This is a genomic window from Leucobacter sp. Ag1, assembly GCF_000980875.1.
GTDB classification, from domain to species: domain Bacteria; phylum Actinomycetota; class Actinomycetes; order Actinomycetales; family Microbacteriaceae; genus Leucobacter; species Leucobacter iarius.
Window position 1 is genome coordinate 1 of sequence record NZ_LAYO01000091.1, and the last position, 16,104, is coordinate 16,104.

The 16,104-nt window shown below is 71.6% G+C and carries 17 protein-coding genes and 1 pseudogene; 13 read left to right on the forward strand and 5 right to left on the reverse strand.

The features are described from left to right. Window positions 1–286, reverse strand: a pseudogene (locus tag XM48_RS07310) (MFS transporter); the annotation flags it as partial. Window positions 287–409: 123 nt separating this feature from the next. On the opposite strand from XM48_RS07310, the gene XM48_RS07315 reads away from it, so the two are divergent. The 3 genes from XM48_RS07315 (at window position 410) to XM48_RS07325 (ending at window position 3,709) form a co-directional block, all read left to right on the forward strand. After that, a complete protein-coding gene (locus tag XM48_RS07315) occupies window positions 410–1,030 on the forward strand; it encodes a TetR/AcrR family transcriptional regulator C-terminal domain-containing protein (protein WP_046455154.1) in 621 nt (206 codons plus the stop codon). 27 nt (window positions 1,031–1,057) lie between these two features. Further along, window positions 1,058–1,990 carry a 2-hydroxyacid dehydrogenase gene (locus tag XM48_RS07320; RefSeq protein WP_046455155.1) on the forward strand — a complete coding sequence of 311 codons (933 nt, stop codon included), beginning with the start codon at window positions 1,058–1,060 and terminating at the stop codon, window positions 1,988–1,990. A 252-nt stretch (window positions 1,991–2,242) separates the two neighbouring features. Then, complete coding sequence (locus tag XM48_RS07325) at window positions 2,243–3,709, forward strand: NlpC/P60 family protein (RefSeq protein ID WP_156174962.1); 1,467 nt, start codon at window positions 2,243–2,245, stop codon at window positions 3,707–3,709. Between the two features lie 54 nt (window positions 3,710–3,763). Here XM48_RS07325 and XM48_RS07330 read toward each other — a convergent pair whose 3' ends face one another. Beyond that, entirely contained in the window at window positions 3,764–4,882 is a 1,119-nt protein-coding gene (locus tag XM48_RS07330; RefSeq protein ID WP_046455157.1) for an AI-2E family transporter, read from the reverse strand. Between the two features lie 106 nt (window positions 4,883–4,988). On the opposite strand from XM48_RS07330, the gene XM48_RS07335 reads away from it, so the two are divergent. The 8 genes from XM48_RS07335 to XM48_RS07370 all read left to right on the forward strand — a co-directional run bounded on the left by XM48_RS07335 (window position 4,989) and on the right by XM48_RS07370 (window position 11,687). Then, entirely contained in the window at window positions 4,989–6,374 is a 1,386-nt protein-coding gene (locus tag XM48_RS07335; RefSeq protein ID WP_046455158.1) for a glycine--tRNA ligase, read from the forward strand. 10 nt (window positions 6,375–6,384) lie between these two features. Further along, window positions 6,385–7,500 (forward strand): CPBP family intramembrane glutamic endopeptidase, encoded by a 1,116-nt coding sequence (locus XM48_RS07340; protein ID WP_046455159.1) that lies wholly within the window; start codon window positions 6,385–6,387, stop codon window positions 7,498–7,500. Continuing rightward, entirely contained in the window at window positions 7,493–8,887 is a 1,395-nt protein-coding gene (locus XM48_RS16890) for a hypothetical protein (protein ID WP_156174963.1), read from the forward strand. Before XM48_RS07340 ends, XM48_RS16890 begins: the two co-directional genes overlap by 8 nt. Before the next feature lie 140 nt (window positions 8,888–9,027). Further along, window positions 9,028–9,438 carry a YtxH domain-containing protein gene (locus XM48_RS07350; protein WP_046455160.1) on the forward strand — a complete coding sequence of 137 codons (411 nt, stop codon included), beginning with the start codon at window positions 9,028–9,030 and terminating at the stop codon, window positions 9,436–9,438. Then, window positions 9,438–9,920, forward strand: coding sequence for a phage holin family protein (locus XM48_RS07355; protein WP_046455161.1), 483 nt, complete (start codon window positions 9,438–9,440; stop codon window positions 9,918–9,920). The genes XM48_RS07350 and XM48_RS07355 overlap by 1 nt, the downstream gene beginning before the upstream one ends. Further along, window positions 9,917–10,174: a hypothetical protein gene (locus XM48_RS07360; RefSeq protein WP_046455162.1), complete on the forward strand. Its 258-nt coding sequence runs from the start codon at window positions 9,917–9,919 to the stop codon at window positions 10,172–10,174. Before XM48_RS07355 ends, XM48_RS07360 begins: the two co-directional genes overlap by 4 nt. A 196-nt stretch (window positions 10,175–10,370) precedes the next feature. Then, window positions 10,371–11,156, forward strand: coding sequence for a uroporphyrinogen-III synthase (locus XM48_RS07365; RefSeq protein WP_046455163.1), 786 nt, complete (start codon window positions 10,371–10,373; stop codon window positions 11,154–11,156). 69 nt (window positions 11,157–11,225) lie between these two features. After that, on the forward strand, window positions 11,226–11,687 hold the full coding sequence (locus XM48_RS07370) for a GNAT family N-acetyltransferase (RefSeq protein ID WP_046455164.1): 462 nt from the start codon (window positions 11,226–11,228) through the stop codon (window positions 11,685–11,687). A gap of 54 nt (window positions 11,688–11,741) precedes the next feature. Here the strand turns inward: XM48_RS07370 and XM48_RS07375 are convergent, their stop codons facing one another. Continuing rightward, the gene (locus XM48_RS07375) at window positions 11,742–12,179 is read right to left on the reverse strand and encodes a carboxymuconolactone decarboxylase family protein (protein ID WP_046455165.1); all 438 of its coding nucleotides are present in this window, start codon (window positions 12,177–12,179) and stop codon (window positions 11,742–11,744) included. Between the two features lie 194 nt (window positions 12,180–12,373). Here XM48_RS07375 and XM48_RS07380 point away from each other — a divergent pair, with 194 nt between their 5' ends. Next, on the forward strand, window positions 12,374–12,799 hold the full coding sequence (locus XM48_RS07380) for a hypothetical protein (RefSeq protein ID WP_046455166.1): 426 nt from the start codon (window positions 12,374–12,376) through the stop codon (window positions 12,797–12,799). A 71-nt stretch (window positions 12,800–12,870) separates the two neighbouring features. On the opposite strand, the gene XM48_RS07385 is transcribed toward XM48_RS07380, so the two are convergent. Both XM48_RS07385 and XM48_RS07390 read right to left on the reverse strand, forming a co-directional pair. Further along, on the reverse strand, window positions 12,871–13,446 hold the full coding sequence (locus XM48_RS07385; protein WP_084821055.1) for a nitroreductase family protein: 576 nt from the start codon (window positions 13,444–13,446) through the stop codon (window positions 12,871–12,873). Between the two features lie 137 nt (window positions 13,447–13,583). After that, window positions 13,584–14,306, reverse strand: coding sequence for a TetR/AcrR family transcriptional regulator (locus XM48_RS07390; protein WP_052961358.1), 723 nt, complete (start codon window positions 14,304–14,306; stop codon window positions 13,584–13,586). 130 nt (window positions 14,307–14,436) lie between these two features. Here XM48_RS07390 and XM48_RS07395 point away from each other — a divergent pair, with 130 nt between their 5' ends. Further along, window positions 14,437–16,095 carry an amidohydrolase gene (locus XM48_RS07395; RefSeq protein ID WP_052961359.1) on the forward strand — a complete coding sequence of 553 codons (1,659 nt, stop codon included), beginning with the start codon at window positions 14,437–14,439 and terminating at the stop codon, window positions 16,093–16,095. Window positions 16,096–16,104 lie beyond the last annotated feature (9 nt).

A 16,104-nucleotide genomic window follows, 5' to 3' on the forward strand; every position in this document is an offset into this window, starting at 1 on the left:
CGGCGAACGCGACGGCGGCGAGGGCGAGCCCCGCGACGGCCAGCCGGCGGCGGTGCGGGCCCGCGGCGAGGCGGGAGGTCGCGAGGCCGACGACGGCCGAGGCGAAGAGCGCCCAGGTCAGGATGTTGCCGCTCGTGATGACGTCGAAGCCGAGCCCTTGGAGCGCGGAGATGACGAAGGGGGCGAGGTTGGCCATCATCAGGCTCGCGAGCGCGATGAGGAAGGTCGCGCTCCCGTTCCTGAGGGTGAGGGGAAGGCGCGGTTCGGCGGTGGCGGAGGAGCTCACGGTGACTCTCTTCTTCGGCGGCTCTGCCGAGTCGTGGAGAACTAATCGAAACCGTTTCGGTTAGCGAAGACATGCTCCCCCGTGTGAAAGGATCTGTCAAGCAGGAGCCGGAGGAGGTACGACGTGGCGAGACCCCGCACCGCGATCCTCAGTCGCGAGATCATCGGCCGGGCCGCGATCGACTACGTCGAATCGGGCAACGAGCTCCAGCTCGTCCCGCTCGCGCGCCGGCTCGGGGTCAGCGTCTCCTCCCTCTACCACCACGTCTCCGGCCGCGACGGCGTCATCCATGCGATGCGCCAGGTGCTCGTCTCCGAATACATGACGGAAGGCCCGGTCCCGGGCGACTGGGCGCAGCGGATCCGCGGCGAGGTCGAGCGCACCTGGCGCATGTACGCCGCGCACCCCCGCGTGCTCCAGCACATGATGACCGTCGTCATCGACGAGCCCGACGTGCTGCGGTTCTACAGCACGCTCGCCGACGCGCTCGCCGAGGCGGGCCTGCCCGACGGCGAGATCCTCACCACCATCGAGGTGATCGACGCGTTCTCGTTCGGCGCGGCGCTCGACGCGCTCTCGCCCGACACGGTGCTCGGGGCCGAGCGGGCCACGGGCAAGCTCGCCGAGCTGCTCCCCGGGCATCCGTCCGGGGCCGCACGCAACCGGCTGGTCTTCGACCGCGGCCTTGAACTGCTGATCGCGGGCGTGGAAGCCCGGGTCTCGGCGTATCGCAGCGCCTCCTGACACCCGTCGCGGCATAGGGTGAGGAGCATGCGTGAACTGGTCGTCTCCCTGCCCGACGAAGGCCTGCTCGAGGAGCTCGGCGAGATCCCCGGCGTCGAATGGGTCGCCTGGGAGCTCGACGGGCCCGCGCCCCGCGCGCACCTCGACATCGTCGTTCCCCCCTACTGGGGCGGAGCGGAACTGCTCGAGCGCCTCGACGGCACGAGCGTCGGCCTCGTGCAGTGGCAGTCGATCGGCTACAACGGCGTCGACGCGCACCTGCCCGCGGGGATCCCGCTCGCGAACGCCGCGACGGTGCACGAGGCGTCCACCGCCGAGCTCGCCCTCGCGCTGCTGCTCGCGGCGCAGCGGGGGATCCCCGAGTTCGTGCGGGACGGCGAGGCGCACCGGTGGGATCTGCGCACCTTCCCGAGCGTCGCCGACCGCCGCGTGCTGATCGTCGGCTACGGCGGCGTCGGCAAGGCCATCGATGCCCGGCTCGCGGGCTTCGAGGCGCACGTCACCCGGCTCGCCCGCACGGCCCGCACGGATCGGGACCTCTCGGGGAGCCCGGTCGAGGTGCGCGGCTTCGACCACCTCGCCGAGAGCCTCGCCGAGGCCGAGATCGTGATCCTCGCGGTGCCGCTCACGCCCGAGACGACCGGGCTCATCGACGCGGCGGCGCTCGCCGCCATGCCCGACGGCGCGCTGCTCGTGAACGTCGCCCGCGGACGGGTCGTGGACACGGCGGCTCTGGTGCGGGAGCTCGAGTCCGGGCGGCTGCGCGCGGCGCTCGACGTGACGGATCCCGAGCCCCTGCCCGCGGACCATCCGCTGTGGTCCTGCGCGAACGCGCTCATCACCCCGCACGCCGGTGGCGACTCGACGGCGATGCTCCCGCGAGTGGTGGACCTGATCCGTCGGCAGGTCGCTCGAATGCAGGCCGGGGAGCGGCCCGAGAACCTGGTGCTCGAGGGCTGAGCCCGAGCCTCGAACCGGATCCGCGTACGGGGGATTCGGGGCTCGCAGGAGACCTTGCGCCAAAAAAAGTCACAGAATAATAACGGGCCGGGATCCCAGTGCTGGAGCCGATCTCGGTGCGAGTCGGGCCACATGTAGTGGTCGATCGACTGGCGATGTCGCACATCTTGTGCCTAGCATGTTCGGCGGTCCGCAAGGACCGGTCCCTGTTGTCAAGGTTACGAGGTATGTTTGCGGTTCCAGAAGACGGTCGTGGCTCTGTGCGTCGGAGCGCTCGTGTTCGCCCCGGCGACGGGTGCGTTCGCAGACGAGGCCCCGCAGGACCCGGCACCCGCCGTCTCCGCTGAGGCGCAGCAGGCACCGCAGCCCGAGTCTCCCGCGCCGGCCGAGCAGCCGGCCCCGGTCGAGACGCCGGTCGCCCCGGCTCCGGCTCCCGCCGAGACCCCGTCCTCCGAGACTCCCGCCCCCGCTCCCGAGCCGGCGCCCGCTCCCGAGGCGCCGCAGTCGGCGCCCGGAGAGGCCGCGGTCACCGCATCGGTCCGAATCCTCGACGCCGCGAAGCAGACGGACGCGCGGGTCGTGCTCGTCGGCAGCGTGCTCGAAGCCCGGGACAGCACCGTTGCGCCGGAGGGCGTGACCCCCGAGACGACCTTCGCCTGGCTCGTGGACGGCACCGAGGTCGCGACCGGAGCGCGGTTCACCGTGCGCCCCGAGGATCTCGGCAAGACCATCACCGCATCGGCGGCCGTGGCCTGGCCCGCGACCGACGCCTTCGCCGCGGGCAGCGCCTCGGCCGTGTCGCCGACCGGCGTGCCCGTGAAGCAGACCGCGACGGCCTCCGCCGTCGTGAAGATCTCGGGATCGGCCGTGATCGGCAAGAAGCTGACCGCAGCGGCGTCGAGCGTCACCGCACCGACCGGTGTCGTCGTGAAGCCCACCGGGTACACCTGGTACGCCGACGGCAAGAAGATCGCGACCGGTGCCGCCTATACGCTGAAGCCCGCCGACTTCCAGAAGCGCATCACCGCCGCCGCGAACCTCGCCTGGGCGGAGACCGGCACCTACGTCGCCGGCACCCGCGAGACGGCGAAGTCCGCCGCGACCGCCAAGGTGGTCAAGCAGACCGCGAAGGTCACCGTCGCGATGCGCGTGACGGGTCACGCCGAGGTCGGGAAGAGCCTGACGGCCACGGCGACCGTCAAGAAGCCCGCCGACCTCAAGGTGAGCGGGACCTACACCTGGTACGTCGGCGGAAAGCGCTACGGCGGCGGCAAGAAGATCAACATCACGCCGGGCATGGCGGGCAAGAAGGTCGCCGTGACCTACCGCGCCACCTGGGGATCGGGAACCTACGCCAGCGCATCGGCCTCGAAGCAGAACGCGTACACCGCCTGGGCGAGCCGGCCCCAGCTCATGGTCCGCAGCGCCTTTGCCCAGCTGGGTGCGCGCCAGGACTGCACCGCTCTCATCGAGCGGGCGCTCCGCGCCAGCGGGAAGCGCGTCGGCGACCTGGGCACCCGGGCGAGCGAGTACACGGCCGTCGGCGGCAAGCGCGTCTCGGCGCTGAAGGCCGGAGACGTCCTGATCTGGGAAGGTCGCCACGTCGCCATGTACATCGGCGGGGGCAAAGCCATCCACAGCGGCTATGCGGGCAACCAGACGGTGATCGCGAGCTCCGCGCTCGACGGCCGTCCGAGTGCCATCATCCGGTTCAACTGACCGGAACGGCGCGACGGGCCGGTGCGCAGTGCGCACCGGCCCGTCGCGCGTCCGCTACTCCTCGGCGGTCCTCGGCGAGGACCGCCCTCGCTCCGACACCGAGGAGTCGCCCGAGAGCCAGCGCAGCCAGCGCGCGTCCGGATCGCGCTCGAGCACGAGCGCGCGCACGAGCAGCGTGAGCGGGATCGAGAGGATCGCGCCGAGCGGCCCGATGACGAAGGTCCAGAACAGGACCGAGAAGAAGCTCAGCGTGAGGCTCAGGTTGACCGCATCGCTGACGAACTTCGGCTGGATCAGCACCTGCAGCACCACGTTCGCGACGCAGTAGACGGCGATCACCCCGAGCATGAGCGGCCAGCCGCCGACGACGAGGGCGAGCAGCGCGGGCGGGATCAGTCCGAGCACGAAGCCGATGTTCGGCACGAAGTTGGTGACGAACGACAGGATCGCCCAGACGAGCGCGCCGGGGACGCCCATGGCCCAGAGCGCGAGCCCGTCGACCACGGCGACCACCAGCCCGAACGCGGCGTTGACGACGTAGTAGCGGCGCACCGAGTCGTTGAAGTGCGCGAAGCGGGCCATCGCCGGCCGCGCGCTCGACCCGAACTGGGTCGTCGCCCGACGGTAGCGGGACGCGTCGGCCGCCATGAAGATGACGTACGCGAAGATGAAGAACAGCGCCGTGATGACGCTGAGGGTGCTGCTGCCGATGGAGGTCGCGAAGCCGAGCAGCGCCGACGGGGTCATGATCGACGACAGCGCCGACGAGGCCTGCTGGTCGAGCCCGAACGTCGCGAGCCAGGCGATGACCTCGTCGGTGGTGCTGTAGAGCTTCTCGGCGTAGGTGACCACCAGCTTGGAGAACTCGATCCCGGCGAAGGTCAGCAGGAGCGCCATCGCGAGCAGCACGGCCCAGGCGACGGCGATCACCGCGGTGGTCGCAGCCCAGCGCGGCCAGCCCCAGCGCTCGAGCGGCCCGCGCAGGGGGTGGCAGATGATCACGATGACGGCGGCGAGGGCGAGCGGTCCGAAGAGCTCGCTCGCGAAGTAGAGCCCCGCGAGCACCACGACGCTCGCGGCGAGGCCGAGCAGCAGCGTGACCGACGACGGCAGCGGCGCGCGTGGCGCGGAGGCGGGTCCGGGCGTTTCCGGCTCCGGTGCAGGGTTTCCCATCGCATCAGGGTAGCGTCTGGCCGCGGCACTAGACTGGAACCGTTGCGCCCCGCGTGAGCGCGCACGTGCCCAAGATCCCCGCTTGCCCCTTGGAGTGATTCCACACATGGCTGAACAGTCCCGCCTCGATAAGGTCATCTCGCTCGCCCGCCACCGCGGCTTCGTGTTCCAGGCGGGTGAGATCTACGGCGGCTCCCGCTCCGCATGGGACTACGGCCCCCTCGGCACCGCGCTGAAGGAGAACATCAAGCGCCAGTGGTGGAAGGCCATGGTGCAGAAGCGCGACGACGTGGTCGGCATCGACTCGAGCGTCATCCTGCCCAAGCAGGTCTGGGAGGCCTCGGGCCACGTCGAGGTCTTCAGCGACCCGCTCGTCGAGTGCCTCCAGTGCCACAAGCGCTACCGTGAGGACCACCTCATCGAGGAGTTCGAGGAGAAGAAGGGCCGCGCCCCCGAGGGCGGCCTCGCCGAGATCGTCTGCACCAACTGCGGCACCCGCGGCCAGTGGACCGAGCCCCGCGCCTTCTCGGGCCTGCTCAAGACCTACCTCGGCCCCGTCGACGACGAGGCCGGCATGCACTACCTGCGTCCCGAGACCGCGCAGGGCATCTTCGTGAACTTCGCGAACGTGCTGCAGTCCGCGCGCATGAAGCCCCCGTTCGGCATCGGCCAGATCGGCAAGAGCTTCCGCAACGAGATCACGCCGGGCAACTTCATCTTCCGCACCCGCGAGTTCGAGCAGATGGAGATGGAGTTCTTCGTCGAGCCGGGCACCGACGAGGAGTGGCAGGAGTACTGGATGAACGAGCGCATGGCGTGGTACGTCGGCCTCGGCATCGATCCCGAGAATCTGCGCTTCTACGAGCACCCGAAGGAGAAGCTCTCCCACTACTCGAAGCGCACCGCCGATATCGAGTACCGCTTCGGGTTCACCGGCGGCGAGTGGGGCGAGCTCGAGGGCATCGCCAACCGCACCGACTTCGATCTGTCGACCCACTCGAAGCACTCGGGCAAGGACCTCTCCTACTTCGACCAGACGAAGAACGAGCGCTGGACCCCCTACGTGATCGAGCCGGCGGCGGGCCTCACCCGCTCGCTCATGGCCTTCCTCGTCGACTCCTACCGCGAAGAGGAGGTGCCGAACGCCAAGGGCGGCACCGACACCCGCACCCTGCTGGCGCTCGATCCGCGCCTCGCGCCGGTCAAGGCCGCCGTGCTGCCGCTGAGCCGCAACGAGAAGCTCTCGCCGCTCGCGCGTCAGATCGCCGCGGACCTCCGCGACGACTGGAACATCGAGTTCGACGACTCGGGCGCCATCGGCCGCCGCTACCGCCGCCAGGACGAGATCGGCACCCCGTTCTGCGTCACGGTCGACTTCGACTCGCTCGACGACGACGCGGTGACCGTGCGCGAGCGCGACACCATGCAGCAGACGCGCGTGCCGCGGGCCGAGCTGCACGCCTACCTCGCCGAGCGACTGCGCGGCGCATAAGGAGCACACCATGAGCGCCACGGATCCCGCCCTTCCCCAGCAGGATCGGGCGCCGCAGCAACCCGCCTGGGCCTGGGCGCAGCAGTACGAGGAGCACTGGGTCCCGACGGAACCGCTGCCGTTCCACCGGCTGCTTCGGGGCACGCCCCGCTTCAGCTGGTGGAAGCCGCTCGTCGCGCTCCTGCTCGGCGGTGCGATCTACTTCAGCCTGCAGATCCTGATCGGACTCGGGCTCGGGATCGCGCTCGCCGCGCAGGGGGGCGACGTGCTCGACCAGCGGGCGATGGAGCGGTTCCTGATCCCGGACACGCAGAACCCGCTCTCGCTGCTCATCTCGCTCACGGCGATCATCCTGATGATCCCCGTGGTCTGGGTGAGCATGAAGAGCCTGGGTCTCGGCCCGTTCGGGCGCGCCTGGTCGGTGGAACTTCGGATCCGCTGGGGGCTCATCGGGCGCACGCTGCTGCTCGCCCTCGCGGTGGTGGCGGCGCAGAACCTGCTCGGCTTCGCGCTCGAGTTCGCCGGCACGGGCGAGCTCGCGTCGATGACGCCGGCGAAGGGGCTCGACCCGAGCGCGCTGCTGTGGTCGGCGCTCCTCATCGTCGTGCTGGTGCCCCTGCAGTGTGCGGCCGAGGAGCTCGTCTTCCGCGGCGTGCTCATGCAGGTCATCGGGTCCTGGCTGCGGCATCCCGCGTTCGCGATCGTGGGATCCACCCTGGCGTTCGCCTCGATGCACATCTACGACATCTGGGGTCTGCTCGCGGTCGGCATGATCGGGCTGACCGCCGGTTGGCTCACCTGGCGCACGGGCGGGCTGGAGGCCGGCATCAGCCTGCACGTCGTGAACAACATCGCCGCGTTCGGGTTCATGCTCGGCGGCTTCGGCGGATCCACGGGGCAGGAGGTCTCCGGTGCGGGACCGATCGCGCTGATCCCGCAGGCGATCGTGCTCGCTGTCTACGCCTGGCTCGCCGATCGCTCCTGCCGCAGGGCGGGGCGTCCGCGCACCCGGATCGACTACGTGATCGAGCGCCGCCCGGTCGCGCCGCCGACAGAGCCGGCCGTTCCGGCCGAAGCCCCGGACGCACCCGTGCCGAACCCCGACGAAGGAGCTGCCCGTGCCTGACGTGCTCGTCACCGGATCCGGTCCGAGCGCGATGCTCGCCGCGCTCGATCTCGCAGAGGTCGGCCTCGCGGTCGAACTCGTGGTCGCGCCGGGCGATACCTGGCCGGACCGTCCCGAGAGCGACCCCGACGGCGTGATCGCCGCGGCGCTCGCTCGCGTCGCCGCACCCGTCTCGCCCGAGCACTCCGGATTCGCCGGAGCAGAGCCGACCTCCGCCCCGCGGACTGCGCCGATGCTGCGTGCTCCCGGCGGCGACTGGTCACGGCAGGCCGAGCCCGAGGTGCTCGGAATCCCCGCGCAGCCGCTCGCCCGCGAGGTGCAGCAGCTGCTGGGCGGCGGTGGCGCGTTCCGGGCCTGGCTGGATCGGCTGACCCCGCTGCTCACCGTCGGCAAGACCCGATCCCTCGGAAAGCTCGTGCGGACGCGGATCGGCGCGATCGCCCTGTCCCGGCTCGTCGAGCCCGCAGTCGCGGAGCGCTACGGTGACCGCGCCGACGCGGTCGACGCGGCGGTCGCGGCTCCGGGGCTGAACGAGCTGCTCACTCGCGCCGGTTCGCTCACGGGTGCGGCACTCGCATACGCCGATCGGAATGTTGCACGTGAAACCGAGACCGTCCCAAGGGGCGGCTGGCTCTCCGCGCGCGCCGCGCTGCTCGAACGTCTCGCGCTCTACGCCGTCGTCCTGTCCGATGACGCCGCCGTCGTCGCGCGCGAGGGCGCCGCAGGGTGGGAGATCGAGCGCGCGAGCGGAGCGGTGACGCACGCTCGGGGCCTGGTGATCGACGCCGGCGACCGAGCGGGTTGGAACGAGGGAGGGACGCTGCCGGAGACCGGATCCGCTCCGTCGATCCGCGTCGAGGATCAGGCCGGGGCGGACCACTCGGATCTGCCGTCGGCCACGGCGGAGCGAGTGCATGCCGAGATCGGCATTCAGGATCCGTTCGCCGCCGCGCCGAGCGCGGACGCGCGGCAGGCAGGCGGCCTGCTGCTGATCGAGTTCTCGGGCGAGCCCTGGTCGGTGCGGCTCTCGGCGAGCCCGGTGAGCGCGAGCGGCTGGATGGCGCAGCTCGCGGGCCCTCGAGTCGGGCCGAGGGGCGGCACGGCCGAAGCGGCGGAGCTCGTCCGCCGCCTGGACGCGGTGCTCGCGGAATCCGAGATCGAACGTGCGCCCGGGACCGAGTGGCGGGTGCGACGCGACGTCGCCGCGTTCGCGACGGTGGCCGAGCGGGAGGACAGCGATGCGGAGCTCACCGCCTGGCGTGCGGAGGAGTCCGAGCGGATCGCGGTCGGTGCCCGCCTGGTCGGCGGCGACCTCGCTCGGGCCTTCTCGGACGCGGACCGCGAGGCGACCGCGCTGCGGCGTCGGTTGACCGGGATCTCCGACTGAGACCGACGGAGCGACCGGGCTCGGACGCACGACGCGGGCGATTCCCGGCCATATCTCGAAATCGGAATATGGCTCCGCGTGAATCGGCGCTAGGCTGAGCCAGTGACCCGGTGCGCCGGCACCGAAGTCTGGAGGAAATCGTGAAGGGCAAGATCGCATTCGTCCTCGGAGCTGCTGTGGGCTACGTGCTCGGCACGCGCGCCGGGCGCGAACGCTACGAGCAGATCAAGCGCGGGGCCCAGACCGTGTGGAACACGCCCCCGGTGCAGCGCGGCGTCGAGATGGTGCGCGGCGCCGTCGACGAGCGCGCGGAGGAGGCGAAGCTCTTCGCCCGCCGCGTCGTGGCGGACGTGTTCAGCAGCGTCGGGCGCGCAGCCGCGGGCGGCGCGCAGCCGCGGACCGCCCCCGAGCGGTCGGCTGCGCAGGCTGATGAGGCCGCTCCGGCCGAGACCCGGACCACGGCGTCCGCGCCGAAGAAGTCCGGCGACTCGTCCGCGAAGAGCTCCGCGTCGAAGAGCGCGAAGCGGAGCACCTCGGGGCAGGGCGAGTGATGGGGCGCCGCAGCGACCAGGCCGGCACCTTCGAACTGCTGGCCAAGCTGCCGCAGCAGGTAGTCACGCTGGCGCGGCTCGAGTACGAGAACGCGAAGCGCGAGATCGCGCAGAAGGCGAAGCGCGGCGGCATCGGCGCGCTCGCGATCGTCGTGGCGCTCTTCTTCCTCTTCTGGGCCATCGCGGCCTTCGTCGCAGCGGCGATCGCCGGCATCGCGACCGTCTGGCCGGTCTGGCTCTCGGCGCTCGTCGTCGGCGTCGGCCTCGTGCTGCTCGCCGCGGCGGCGATCTTCGCCGGCATCGCCCTCATCAAGCGGGGGATCCCCGTGCCCGAGGACGCGATCGGCCGGGTCGAGGAGGATCTCGGCGCCATGAGCGAGGTCCGATTCAACGCGTCCGCCGCGCCGCAGGCGCCGCAGACCGACCGTGCGCCCCGTGCGCCGTCGATGCCGAAGCCCGGCGAAGAAGGGAACTGGCGATGACCGAGAAGCAGCACCCCAGAATCGAGGAGGCCGCGGTCGCGCGCGAGGAGCTCTACACGACGCTCGCGCAGCTGCGCGACCGTCTCGACTACGCGCAGCGCATCGACGATGCGGCGGAGCGGGCCAAGGTCCGCATCGCCGAGGAGCGGCGGGAGCGGCCGCTCGTGTTCGTCGCGGGCGTCGCCGCGGTCGCCGCGGTGGCCGGTCTCGCGGTGTGGGGCGTGGCCAAAGCGCTCTCGAAGTCGCTGCGCTGATTCCGGTCGGCGTAAGGTAGCCGCCGGATCGCGGCACCGTCAACTGCGCTGGATCACGTTTGCGTTGCGTTCGGGGTCCGGAAGCGCTCGGTTTTGCCTTCCGGTCGAGCCGGGGTAAGAATAGGGGCGCGCGGTCGGTCTTTCGAGACCGGCTTCGGGAGGGGGCCAGAAGGTTTGTTCGGAGTGAGTGGAGCGTATGACGTCTGATGCGAAACCGCTCAGCGGACTCCGAGTGCTCGTCCCCCGCGGTGGAACGTGGGGCGACCTGGTCGCTCGTGCGCTCCGAGAGCAGGGTGCGAGCCCCGTGGTCGCTCCGCTCGTGGACTTCGCTCACACGAGCGAGGAGGAGAAGCTCGTCGAGGCGCTGAAGCTCCTCGAAGCCGGCCACTACGACTGGATCACCGCGACCAGCTCGACCGTGGTCGACGTGCTGGCCTACCACCACACCGTGATCCCCGCGAGCACTCGCGTCGCCGTGGTCGGCGAAGCGACGGCCGCCGCGTTCGAGCATGCCGGCTACCAGGTGAGCCGAACGCCGAGCGAGGAAAACAACACCACCGCAGGTCTGCTCGAGGTCTGGCCCGAGATCGACGAGGGCGACGTGCTGCGCGTGCTGACGCTGCGCTCCGACGTCGCGAAGCCGGTGCTGACCGAAGGCCTCATCGGCCGTGGTCACGACGTCACCCAGGTGGTGGCGTTCCGTACCATCGGCATCCCGGCGTCCGTGCACACGCGCGAGGACGTGGAGTCGGGACGCATCAACGCCCTGCTCGTCGCGTCGGCGAAGATCGCCCGCGAGGTCGCGGAGCAGTTCCCGAATCTGCCGGAGGACACGATCGTGGCCTGCGTCGGCCCGCACACGCATCCCGAGGCGATCGCCGCGGGCCTGCTGCACAACCCGGCGCACGAGCGCTCGGAGCTCAAGCGTGCCCTGATCGAGACGGTGGAGTCCGTCATCGACCAGAGCGACATGTTGGACTGAGGCGTTCCACGGCTTCGGCGGCTCGGCGCGGAGTTTGACCCGCGCTTCGATTCCGGCCAGGATCGTCCCGTGTCCGATTCGCCCGCTCCCCTCGAGATCCGTCCCGATCACGGCCCCGCCGAGTACCCCGCGCTCGTCGCGATCTGGCGCAGCGCGGTCCGTGCGACGCACGGCTTCCTCGACGAGGCGGACTTCACACGGATCGAGCAGGCGCTCGCTCCCGCCTATCTCCCCGCAGTCGCGCTGTCGGTCGCCGAGCGGGACGGCCGCCCGGTCGGATTCGCGGGCACGGCCGAGGGCGCGCTCGAGATGCTCTTCGTCGACGACCGTGCGCGCGGCACGGGGGTCGGCAGTGCGCTGCTGGCGCACGTGCGCGCTTCCCAGGGGGTCGTGCGCGTCGACGTGAACGAGCAGAACCCCGGAGCGCACGGCTTCTACCGGAGCCGGGGCTTCGTGCAGGTCGGGCGCAGCGAGCTCGACGGCGACGGGCGCCCGTACCCGATCCTCCACCTGGCGCTGCCGGGCGCCTGAGCGTCGGTGGTGCGGGCTGCCCGGCCGACTCGAAGACCCGGGCGACTCAGCAGGCTACGGCGCGACCCGATACCCGCTGCGGATCGCGACCCGGTTCCACGCACCCATCACAACGGCGAGCCAGCTGACCGCCGACACCTGGTCGGGAGTCAGCGCACCGGTGTCCCACCCCTCGGACGCCGGCACGGACAACCGGGTGACCTCCTCCGCGAGCGCGAGCGCGGCCTGTTCAACCTCCGAGAAGTACTGCGACTCCCACCAAGCGGGAAGCACGGCGAGCCGGTCGGCGGTCTCGCCGGCCTGCAGCGCGTCCCGGGTGTGCAGCCGGCAGCAGAAGGCGCAGCCGTTGAGCTGGGAGACCCGCAGCTTGACGAGTTCGATGAGCGTCGGCTCCAGCCCGGCCGCGCGGGCGGCCTGCTCGGCGGCCGCGTTCAGCGAGGCGAGCTCCTGATAGACGGCGGGGTGCTGCTTGCCGATGTTCACGCGCGACATGGGAGGATCTCCGCTTCCGTGAGGTGAGCGCTCGTCCGCGCCGGGGTCCGGGCGGATCGGGGACTTCCGCCATCCTCGCACGGCGTTGCCGGACCCGCGCGGTCGCATCCGGAACCGGCATGTGCGGCCTCGGTTCCGTCGCTGCGCTGCGCGCCCCCTGGCCTTCGGGCGGAATCCGGGGCAGACTCGAAGCCATGGCGAGAATCGAGGTGCATCCGGACCGCGTGGTCGTCCGTCTGACGGCGTCCGAGCGGGCGTTGGCGTTGCGCCGGCGCGACGTGGTGATCAGCCGCGAGGCGATCACATCGGCGGTCATCACCGACGATCCGTGGGTGTGGCTGCGCGGCGTCCGCGCCTTCGGCGCCCACCTGCCCCGACGTCTCGCGCTCGGCACTTGGCGCAGCCTCGGCGGCCGCGACTTCATCGTGGCGCGCAGCGGGCGTCCGGCGATCGTGATCGACCTCGACGCGCCGAACGGAGCCGAGACCGAGCCCGGCTGGGTCGCCGAGTACGACGACTTCGCCCGGGTGATCCTGTCGACCTCGCACGCGAGCGAGCTCATCACTGCGCTGCGGCTCAGCGACGGCGACGACGTCTTCACGGCCGACACCGACGACTGACGGAATACCGGGCAGACGCGAAACGGGGCCGCACCGGCGTAGCCGGTACGACCCCGTTCGAGGGCGCGCGATCAGTCGTTGCGGATCACGAGCTCGTCGAGCTCGATGCGCTGGCGCGGGGCGACCTCGCGCTCGCGCAGCGGCTCGGGCAGCTGCGCGGGATCGGCGAGCTGGCCGACGGCGGCGACGGAGATCGGCTGCAGGCGCTCGGGCAGATCGAACGCGGCGCGGATCCCGTCGCGGTCGAAGCCGCCCATCTGGTGCACGTAGAGGCCCTCGCTGTGCGCCTGCACGGCGAAGTGCGCCACGGCCTGGCCGAGGTCGTAGACGGCCCAGGGGCGCTCGTCACCCTCGGCGGTCACGGTCTCGGCGATGTTCACGATCAGTGCCGAGGCGGAGCCGGCCCAGGCCTGGTTGAAACCCATCAGGTTCTCGCGGATCTTCTCGTAGCTCTCGCTGCCGCGGCGGGCGACGATGAAGCGCCACGGCTGGGTGTTGCTCGCGCTCGGCGCCCAGCGGGCGGCCTCGAGCGCGCCGCGCAGCGCGCCCTCGGGGAGCGCGTGGTCGGCGACGAAGGATCGGGGGCTCCAGCGCTCGGCGATGGTGTCGAGCACGGGGGCGCTGGTCTCTGCGGTGCGCGGGGTCATGGGGTCTCCAAGCGGGATCGGGTGGGCGGATCGCATGCGACGCGGCTGCGCCGCCCGTGGTCCGGGGCGCGGCTTCATCGGCGCCGGAAGAACAGAACACCCCATTCCGGCGCGCTATTCCCGTCTGTGACGGAGGATTACCCGGAAATTTCCCGGGACGGTGGAGCGGCCGCGCCGGCGCCGCCGGCTTCGCCACCGGTCTCGCCGATGGCGCGGAGGCCGGCCACGAGCGCTCGGAGACCGAACTCGAAGGTGCGCTGCGCGGGGGTGATCCCCGCCGCCGAAGCTGCGGCGCGCGCGGCGGCCTCGGTGCGCAGCAGCGCCGGGGCGCGCTCGGGCTCGTGCACCGGGCGCAGGTTGTCGGGCGGTGTGAGGCCGTCGAGCGCCGAGCCGATGATGAAGGATTCGAGGGCGACGAGCGCGGGCACGATCAGGTCGGACGGGTAGCCGTCGCGCTCGAACGCGGCGACGATCCGTTCGTAGTCCGCGATGGACTCGGGCTCGCCGTCGATCGGCAGGGTGGCGAGGGCGGCGATGAGGCCCGGGTGCCGGCCGAAGGCCTCGATCGAGGCGCGCGCCCACGGCAGGATCGCCTCGTGCCAGGGCTGCTCGTCGAAGCCGTGGGTGCCGAGGCGCAGGGTGATCTGGCCGCGCATGGCGGCGATGAGCGCGGCCTTGGTGGGGAAGTAGTGGTGCAGGGCGGAGGGCTGCACGCCGAGCCTGCGCGCGAGGGATGCGAGCGAGAATTCGGGTCCGTTGGCGTCGGCGAGCTCGAACGCGGCCTCGAGGATCCGCTCGTGCGAGAGCACGGCGGTGCGCGGTCGGCCGACGCGGCGCGCGGGGCCCTCCGATTCGCTCATACCCTCGATCCTCCCAGATCCGCGCTGCACGCCCGGCGGCACCCGCTTGCGCAATTAATTGAATCATCGTAAATTAATCCCGGCGAAGCGGACCGCGACGCCGCTCACGCGACGACGGGCGAGGAGAGACGTGTCGACGAGGACTGCGGACATCATCATCGAGGGTGCGCGCGTGCGCACCATGCTGCCGGGCGATCTCGACGGGGGAGCGCCCCGATCCATCGCGATCGCGGGCGGCCGGATCCTCGGCGTCGGCGCCGCCGACGCGGTGCGGGAGGCGTTCCGCGGATCGGGCACACGCATCGACGACGCGGCCGGACGCACCATCACGCCCGGCCTCATCGATGCGCACCTGCACCCGATCCAGGGCGTCGACATCGTGCAGGGCGTCGATCTCGGCGGCCTCACCGATCTGCGGATCGTGCTCGATCGGCTGCGCGAGGAGGCCGCGCGCGTGCGCCGCGACACCGTCGGCGGCTGGGTGCGCGCCTGGAACCTCGACTACGCCGCCTTCGAGGGGACGCGCATCGCCGCCGCCACGATCGACGAGGCGCTCGGCGACGTCCCCGCGCTGCTCTACTTCTTCGACGTGCACACCGCGCTCGTCAACACCGCCGGGCTCGCCGCGGCCGGCATCACGGGCGCCCGGACCTTCGAGGACACCTCCGAGGTCGTGGTCGACGCGGACGGCCGCCCGACGGGCGAGCTGCGCGAGGAGAGCGCCTACGCCGACGTGCTCGCCGTGATCCCGAAGCTCAGCCGCGAGGAGACGCTCGATACCGCGCGGCGCACCCTCGCGCTCATGCGCCGCTCGGGTCTCACGGGCGGCGCGATCATGGACGGCAACACCGGGACCCTCGACCTGCTCGAGGCGCTGGACGCCACCGGATCGGGTCTGCCGGTGCGCATCGTCAGCGCGGTCGACGTGAAGCCCGCGGCGGACGCCGAGGAGCGGGCCCGCCTCATGGCCCAGCGCGACCGCGGCGGCGACCGGTGGCGCGGCGGGATGATCAAGCTCTACGCCGACGGCGTCATCGACTCGGGCACCGGCTGGCTCTACGAGCCCGACACGCACGGCGAGGGCACGACCCCGTTCTGGGCCGATCACGACGCATTCGTGCGCACGGTCGCCGAGTTCACCGCGGCCGGGTTCCAGATCGCCACGCACGCGATCGGCGACCGCGCGGTGGGCGAGACGATCTCAGCCTACGAGGCGGCGGGCCTGCGCGCCGCCGGCCGCCCGACGCACCGCATCGAGCACCTCGAGTGCCTCGATCCCCGCGACATCGCCCGCCTCGCCGCCACGGGCGTCACCGCATCGATGCAGCTCATGCACATGCAGTGGCGGATCCCCGACGGCAGCGACGCCTGGTCGGAGCGCCTCGGCCCGGATCGCGCGAAGCAGGCGTGGAACGCGGGATCGGTGCTGCGCGCCGGCGCCCCGCTCGCGCTCGGCTCCGACTGGCCGATCGCCGAGCTCGACGCCCGAGTCGGTCTCGCGTGGGCGATGCTGCGTCGCACACCGGGCGACCGGGACGCGCACGTGTACGAGCCCGAGGAGCGCCTCACCGCGCTCGAGGCGCTGCACGGCTACACCCGCGGAGCCGCGCTCGCGCAGGGCGACGACGATCTCGGCGTGATCCGCGAGGGTGCCCACGCCGACCTGGCGGTCTGGGAAGAGGATCCCGCGCTCGTCTCCGGCGACGAGATCCTGCACCTCCCCGTCACCACCACCTACCTCGCCGGCGTCCGCGACGACGCCCCGACCTCGGCCGCGCGCGCCGAGTAGCCCGAACGG